The following is a 7431-nucleotide window of genomic DNA, read 5'->3' as shown; positions in this document are numbered from 1 at the left end:
CCATCTCCAACCTCCGTGCGTGCTGTTGCACTTCAGATTAGAGACCGCCGCTCCTTTTATTTGGGTGAGCAAATAAAAGGGGCTCGCACAGCAGTGCGAAACCCCAGGTCACAATTCGCCCGCGCCATTGATTTAAAAACTCGCGCCCCGACCCCGGTACCGGGAAGTAGCTCACCCGCTATTCGACCGTAAACCGCCGCGCACCAATCAGCTGCCCGTCATCGGTAATAACCGCCACGCGCCAATGACCGGACGGATCGTCGCCAAGCGCGAGCTTGTGGCTCCAGGCGCGATAGCCGTTCTCCGGGCCGCCGCCGGTAATCTCCAGCGGAATGCGATCGACCACTTCGCCGTCGTGCGACCACACGTGCAGCACCTGCTGCTGCAGCCCGCGCGGCGCGGCGATCGCCGAAAAGGCATAAAGCCCGTCGCCGCTGAGTTCGTTGGCCGAGAAGCGATTGCGATCATCCGCCGGTTTGCGGTTCGCGACGTCTACCTGGAGCGTGATCGCCAGATCGGTAGAGCGCAGGGTCGCCGGCGGAATCCAGAAACGCCCGAACCAGGCCATGAAGCCGAGCGCGATCGACAGCCCGGCGAGCAGAAACCAGCGCCACCAGTGGCGTGCCTGCAGGGCGTCGTTGAAGCTCGGCAGCGCGCACACGCCCATGGCGACCGAGGCGATGGCCACCGTCTCGCCGGTGGTCAGCGACAGCATGATCGGCCCGGCCGTGAGCAGGGCGACAAACAGGGTGAAGCCGTGAAAACCCAGGAACAGCCAGCGGCGTTCGGCGATGGTGTGCAGATAGATTGGGTCGATCGTCGACGCGCCGGCGGCCACGATCAGCAGGCCTGTGAACAGGGCCTGGCCGCTCAACCAGGTGGTGGTCGCCAGGAAGAACGGCAGCACGAAGAACAGCGTTTCCTGATGCAGGCATTGCGCGGCGAAACGGACCGCGGCCTGCGGAATGCGTTCTCCGAAGAAGCGTGCGAGCAGGCGGCAGAGCAGACCCTCGAACAGCAGCGCCAACCAGCCCAGCAGCATCAGCGCCGTCACCCACTGGGCAAGCGTCGCCTGGCGTTCGACCAGGAAGAAACTGGCCGCGCCCATGGCGAAGGATGCCACCGGCACCAGTCGCCGGTAGCGAAATGCGATCCGGCCAGCGCGGCTGTCCAGAAGACGCGCGAAGTAGCGCTCGGCGGGGCTTTCGGGAGATTGTTCGGTGAGGGTGTCGGTCGCCACTGGGCTCGCTTTCGGATCGGGAGAGTGCGGTGATAGAGCGCGTCGGGGCACGCGGCGTTCGCGATCATAGCAACGGTCTGGCTGACCGGCAGCTGACCGGCGCGACGCCTTGCAACTCGCGGCGATGCCCGCAGCGTAGAGAGCGTGAATCCAGTGCGACAGGCGACGCCGGTGCCGGTGTTATCATCGCAGCTGGTCAACGACACAGCAGTCATCGACGGTCGAAGACGCCATGAGCGATTTCAAAGGCATACCCGTGGTCACGGGCAGCAAGGTGCAGAAGCCCAACGGCACCCGCGCAATCAAGAACGGCATGAAGGCGAGCAAGAAGGCCGCCTCGGTGCCGATCGGGCGCAAGCCGGACTGGCTGCGCGCGCGCCTGCCCACGGGCGAGAAATACCAGGCGGTCAAGCGCAACGTGCGCGAGCACAAGCTTGCCACGGTCTGCGAGGAGTCGATGTGCCCGAACATCGGCGAGTGCTGGAGCCACGGCACCGCGACCATCATGATCATGGGCGATACCTGCACCCGCGCCTGCAAGTTCTGTGCGGTGGATACCGGCAACCCGCGCGGCTGGCTGGATGCGCAGGAACCCGAGCACTGTGCCGAGTCGGTCGAGATCATGGGCCTGAACTACATCGTGCTCACCTCGGTGGATCGCGACGATTTGCCCGACGGCGGCGCCCAGCACTATGCAGACTGCGTGAAGGCGATCAAGGCGCGCACGCCGCAGGTCCGCGTCGAAGCGCTGGCACCGGATTTCCGCGGCGTCGAAGAGTATGTCGACAAGGTCGTCGATTCCGGCCTCGAGGTGTTCGCCCAGAACGTGGAAACGGTCGAGCGCCTGACCCACGTCGTGCGCGATGCCCGTGCCGGCTACCGCCAGACGCTGGACGTGCTCGAACACGCCAAGAAGCACAACCCGGACGTGCTCACCAAGACCAGCGTGATGCTCGGCCTGGGCGAGACCGAGGACGAGATTGCGCAAGTTCTGGACGATCTGGCCGCGATCGGCGTCGATATCGTCACTTTTGGCCAGTACCTGCGTCCGACGGTGAATCATCTGCCGGTCGAGCGTTATGTGCCGCCGGACGACTTCGCCAAGTATCGGCAGTGGGGTCTGGCCCGCGGCTTCCTCGAAGTGGTGTCTGGCCCGTTGGTGCGCAGCTCCTATCGCGCGGACCGCGTGTTCGACAAGAACAACGCGGGGCTGGATCAGACGGCCTGACTACGGCAACAGGCTCACGCCACGCAAGGAAAAGCCCCGGCATTGACCGGGGCTTTTTCGTATCCAACGGCGTTCGACCGAGGGTTCAGCCCATTCGCGGCTGACCGTTGGAGGCCGACAGGCCGCCGTCGACCGGCAGATTCACACCGCTGACAAAACGGGCATCGTCGCTGGCAAGAAAGGCGATCACGTCGCCGACTTCCTCGGGTTCCGCGGCGCGCCCGGTGGGCATGCGGTCGGCGAACTTGGCCATCAGTTCGTCGTTTTCGAACATCTTGGCGGTGAGATCGCTGCGCGTCAGGCTCGGGCAGACCGCGTTCACGCGTACGCCGTCGCGGCCGTGGTCGAGTGCTAGCGCGCGGGTGAAGTTGGTGACTGCGCCCTTGCTGGCGTTGTAGATGCTCATGCCCCAGTCACCGCCGATACCGGACACCGACGAGACGTTGATGATGTTGCCCCGGGTCTTGAGCAGGTGCGGCAGCGCGGCCCGGCAGCAGTAGAACACGCCGTCCACGTTGATATGCATGACGCGGTTCCAGTCATCGTCCGCGGCGTCCGGGATGCGCTTCTGCACGGCCACGCCGGCATTGTTGACGAGCACGTCGATCTGGCCGAAGCGTTCGATTGCGGCATCCATCAGGCCGCGCACCTGGGCGTCGTCAGAGACGTCGGCCGGATGCACGAGCACGCGATCCTCGTTGGGGAGCTCGGCGGCGAGTTTTTCCAGCTTGTCCCGGGTTCGGCCGACGAGCACGACCTTCGCCTGTTCGGCGGCGAAGCGTTTGGCGGTCGCCGCGCCGATACCCGAGCCAGCGCCGGTGATGATCACGACCTTGTCGTTGAAGCGTTCCATGCGTTGTTACCGGTGGTTGAGATGAGCACTAAAAAGCCGCGACGAGCGGCCGCGGCTTTTGGTTGATACAACGAAGTTGCCGACGGATCGGGCGTAATCAAGCCCGATCCGTCGTGCCAGCCAGTTACTGCTTGTCGAAGATCATGATGCCCCAGGCCAGACGCCCGGCCTTGCCGGCGTCGACCCAGTGCTGCAGGCCTTTCTTCATGTTGGCGATATAGGCATCGGAAATCGCCGAGTCGCGCAATTGATCCTCGCGCGATTCCAGCGTTTCATGAATACCGCCGTAATGACGTGGCACCTGCTCGGTATGGTCCTCGAACTCGCGCTCGGTAAAGCCGAGCTGGCCGAGTTCGCGGCGATAGAAGCCGGGCGCGCCCATCGTCTCGAGCTGGATGCGATCCAGCACCGGTTGCAGCACGCCGGCCGGGCAGTCGTCGGACTGCATCGGGTCGGTGAAGATGAATGTGCCGCCGGGCTTGAGCACCCGCTCGACCTCCCGGAGCACGCGCACACGGTTGCCCGAATGCAGCATGGCGTCCTGTGACCAGACGATATCGAAGGTGGCGTCGTCGTAGGGCACATTCTCGAAGTCGCCGTCGACGATGGTTACGAGTTGGTCCAGCCCCCGTTCGGCATTCTGCTTGCGTCCGCGCTCGTTCTGAACTTCGGACAGATTCAGCGACACCACTTCGGCGCCGTAGTGTTCGGCGATGTAGCGGGCGGAGCCGCCGTACCCGCCGCCGATATCGAGAACTTTCGCGCCCTTGAGCTTGTCGCCGAGCTTTTCGCACATTCGGGCGACGGTGCGATGGCTGGCGTCCACCACTGGCTCGTCGTCGGATTCGTACAGCCCGATATGAATATCTTCGCCGCCCCAGAGGCGGGAGTAGAAATTCTCGGCGTCGTCGCTGTTGTAGTACGCCTGGGCGGTTTTCACGGCCTGGGAATACTGAGTCATGTCTGCCTCCGCGATTACTGGGGTTCCGGTGTGTCTTCGCCCTCGTTCCCGTCCTGCGGGCGATAGGCCTTTTCGGCCACATGGATGAAGAAGTCCGGGTCCTCTTCGCGGTAGCTGCTCTGAAAATCGCCGTAGGTGGAGACCGACTGGAACCCGACCTGGTGCATCAGATCCTGCACATAGGCCCGGCGCAGCGGGAACATGTTGAGGTGATAGGTCGAGCCGTCGTCCGAAAATTCGTAGCGGAAGCGGGCCAGGCCTTCGTCGATATGCTCGGGCGCCGCGGATACGCCTTCACCGCAGTAGTAGTACTTGTGGCCCGGCTTGGACTTGCCTTCGAGCAGCGCGTCGTAGTTGCGCTGGTCGAGAATCAGAATGCCGTCATGCTTGAGCATGGAATAGAACTCGGCCAGCGTGCGGCGCCGGTCGTGCTCGTTGAAGATATGGGTGAAGGAATTGCCCAGGCAGATGATGGCGTCGTAGCGGCCGACGACATCGCGCGACATCCAGCGCCAGTCGCTGTGCACGGTGGACAGGATCATGCCGCGGTCGCGGGCGTTGTCGAAGGCCTTGGCGAGCATCTGCGGGCTGCCGTCGACGCTGGCGACCTCGAAGCCGGCCTTCAGTAATTGCACGGAATGAAATCCGGTGCCGGTGGCTGCATCAATAACGGACTTGCAGCCGTAGTTTCTGAGTACGTCGATGAAGAAGCTGCCTTCGCTGGCAGCCCGGCCGTCCCAGTCGATGAGGTCGTCCCAGCGTTCCACGAAATCGTGGACGTACTCATGCTGATAGTGGCCGGTTTCTCGCACTTCGGTCGGCTGCTTGCCGAACTCCTGAGTGCGCTTGAACATCACATTGTCGGTTGCTGCTTCTGTCATACACGAAACTCCCCGTCGCGGTGCGGTCGCGTCTCGACCCGGTGCCGCAATCTTTCAAATGGTCAGTACTACCGTATGCAACCGATGCGCCAGACTTCAATGGACCTCAGCCATGTCGCTGTTCGGTCACGAAAACAGCCTGCCAGCCGGTTATGATGCGGATATGACCCGAGCGGCTCATGAGCGTCTGCAGGCCTTTGCGCCGCACGAATACCGTGCATATTCAACGCGATTGTTGTTTGCTGGTGCAGGCGGGATCTGGCGCCCGCGGAGGCGTTGATCATGCGAGCCTTCACCGCGCTCTACACCCGGCTCGATGCCACCACGGCGACCAACGACAAGGTCGCTGCCATGCGTGATTATTTCGCCACGGCACCGGCGGCGGATGCGGCCTGGGCCGTGTCGTTCCTCTGCGGGCGGCGAATCAAGCGCCTGATTCCTTCGGCACGCCTGCGTGAATGGGCCGCCGAAGCGATCGACATGCCGCTCTGGCTGGTCGAGGAGAGCTACTCGGCGGTCGGCGATCTGGCCGAGACGGTGACCCTGCTGCTCGACGAGATCGAAACCGGCACGGCTGGGCTGGATATCGCCCTGCATGACTGGGTAGAGCAGCGCATTCTGCCCCTGCGTAATCTGGACGACGATGCCCGCAAGGCGAAGATCGAGGGGTATTGGCGCGAGCTGCCCACGGACGCTCGGTTCACGCTCAACAAGCTGCTCACCGGCGCGTTCCGGGTCGGGGTGTCGCGGAGGCTGGTGACCCGCGCGCTGGCCGAGACGGCCGATATCGAACCCGCGCGTATCGCCCATCGCTTGATGGGTCGCTGGCAGCCGACGCGTGAGTTTTTCGAAAGGCTCGTGGACCCTGAAGATCGCGGCGAGGACGCCGCCCAGCCGTATCCATTCTTCCTGGCATCGCCCATCGAACAAGCGCCGATCGACAATACGGCGGATCTGGGTGAGCGCGCCGATTGGCATGCCGAATGGAAATGGGACGGCATCCGTGCCCAGCTGATCCGGCGCCAAGGCAAGAACGGCAGCGAATGTCACATCTGGTCGCGCGGCGAGGACCTGATGGAAGGACGTTTCCCCGAACTCGAACAGGCCGCGTCCGAACTGCCGGACGGCTGCGTGCTCGACGGCGAGATCCTGGCCTGGATAGCCGGCGAGCCGCGGCCGCTGCCGTTCGCGCGGCTACAGCGCCGAATCGGCCGCCTCAAGCCGTCGGCCAAGACGCAATCGCAGCATCCGGTGCGTTTTATCGCCTACGACCTGATGGAAGAGGGCGGACGCGATATCCGCGGCGAGCCGATCGAGACTCGCCGCGCGCTGTTACAGCAGATCGTGGGCGAGCGCGACGACAATGCGCGCATCACGTTCTCGGCGGACGTGGAAGCGGCGAGCTGGGTGGATCTGGCCACCCTGCGCGAGCGCAGCCGCGAATTCGCGACGGAAGGCTTTGTGCTCAAGCGCGCGGGCTCACCGTATCGAGTCGGGCGTACCCGCGGCGACTGGTGGAAATGGAAAGTCGACCCCTATTCGATCGATGCCGTGCTGCTCTATGCCCAGCCCGGCAGCGGCCGGCGTTCCAATCTGCTGACCGATTACACCTTTGCCGTCTGGGACGGCGACAACCTCGTGCCTTTCGCCAAAGCGTATTCGGGGCTGACCGACGAGGAGATTGGTCAGGTCGATCATTGGATCCGCCGACATACGAAAGAACGCTTCGGCCCGGTACGCTCGGTCGAACCGACGCATGTTTTCGAATTGCACTTCGAAGGCATTCAGGCGTCCAACCGCCACAAGTCCGGCATCGCCGTGCGCTTTCCGCGTATCGCCCGCTGGCGCCACGACAAGCGTATTCAGGACGCCGACAGTCTCGAGGGCGTAAAAGCGCTGCTCCCGGCCGAGGAAAAGGTAACGCCATGAACGCCCATAGCGAACACGATCAATCGACCGAACCGAATACCGCGGCGCGTCGACACGTACGCTGGCAGGACATGACCTGGAAGGACTATGTTCGCATCACGGCGGGCGTGGTGATGTTCGTGCTCGGCATCGTCGGGCTGGTGCTGCCGATCCTGCAGGGCGTGCTGTTTCTGATCATTTCCGCCATCCTGCTGGCGCCGTATTCGCGCTGGGTGTCGAAACAGCTGGACCGCGGCGAACAGCGCTTTCCCTGGGTCGCCGCCAAGGCGCGTTCGATCACCCAGCGCTGGCGGCGCAAGGCCGATCGGCATGATCCGTCCTGATCACCCTGTCTGATGG

Annotated in this window: 7 protein-coding genes; 3 read left to right on the top strand and 4 right to left on the bottom strand. The window is 63.7% G+C overall.

Annotated elements, in window-relative coordinates; genetic code table 11:
* Positions 1-178: 178 nt before the first annotated feature.
* Positions 179-1240, bottom strand: coding sequence for a DUF5924 family protein (locus SADO_RS06005; RefSeq protein ID WP_353110030.1), 1062 nt, complete (start codon positions 1238-1240; stop codon positions 179-181).
* 232 nt (positions 1241-1472) lie between these two features.
* Between SADO_RS06005 and lipA the strand changes: the two genes are divergently transcribed.
* Complete coding sequence (gene lipA, locus SADO_RS06000; protein WP_353110029.1) at positions 1473-2468, top strand: lipoyl synthase; 996 nt, start codon at positions 1473-1475, stop codon at positions 2466-2468.
* Between the two features lie 85 nt (positions 2469-2553).
* On the opposite strand, the gene budC is transcribed toward lipA, so the two are convergent.
* The 3 genes from budC to SADO_RS05985 all read right to left on the bottom strand — a co-directional run bounded on the left by budC (position 2554) and on the right by SADO_RS05985 (position 5163).
* Entirely contained in the window at positions 2554-3321 is a 768-nt protein-coding gene (gene budC / locus SADO_RS05995) for a meso-2,3-butanediol dehydrogenase (RefSeq protein WP_353110027.1), read from the bottom strand.
* A gap of 124 nt (positions 3322-3445) precedes the next feature.
* On the bottom strand, positions 3446-4282 hold the full coding sequence (locus SADO_RS05990) for an SAM-dependent methyltransferase (RefSeq protein WP_353110025.1): 837 nt from the start codon (positions 4280-4282) through the stop codon (positions 3446-3448).
* Positions 4283-4296: 14 nt separating this feature from the next.
* Positions 4297-5163, bottom strand: a complete 867-nt coding sequence (locus tag SADO_RS05985) for a glycine/sarcosine N-methyltransferase (RefSeq protein WP_353110024.1) — start codon at positions 5161-5163, stop codon at positions 4297-4299.
* A 282-nt stretch (positions 5164-5445) separates the two neighbouring features.
* On the opposite strand from SADO_RS05985, the gene SADO_RS05980 reads away from it, so the two are divergent.
* Complete coding sequence (locus SADO_RS05980) at positions 5446-7092, top strand: ATP-dependent DNA ligase (protein ID WP_353110022.1); 1647 nt, start codon at positions 5446-5448, stop codon at positions 7090-7092.
* The gene (locus SADO_RS05975) at positions 7089-7415 is read left to right on the top strand and encodes a YbaN family protein (RefSeq protein WP_353110020.1); all 327 of its coding nucleotides are present in this window, start codon (positions 7089-7091) and stop codon (positions 7413-7415) included. Before SADO_RS05980 ends, SADO_RS05975 begins: the two co-directional genes overlap by 4 nt.
* Positions 7416-7431: the final 16 nt, after the last annotated feature.

The organism is Salinisphaera dokdonensis CL-ES53 (assembly GCF_040361215.1).
Lineage (GTDB): Bacteria > Pseudomonadota > Gammaproteobacteria > Nevskiales > Salinisphaeraceae > Salinisphaera > Salinisphaera dokdonensis.
Note: the sequence above shows the minus strand (reverse complement) of the source record. Positions and strands in the feature narration are given on the sequence as shown.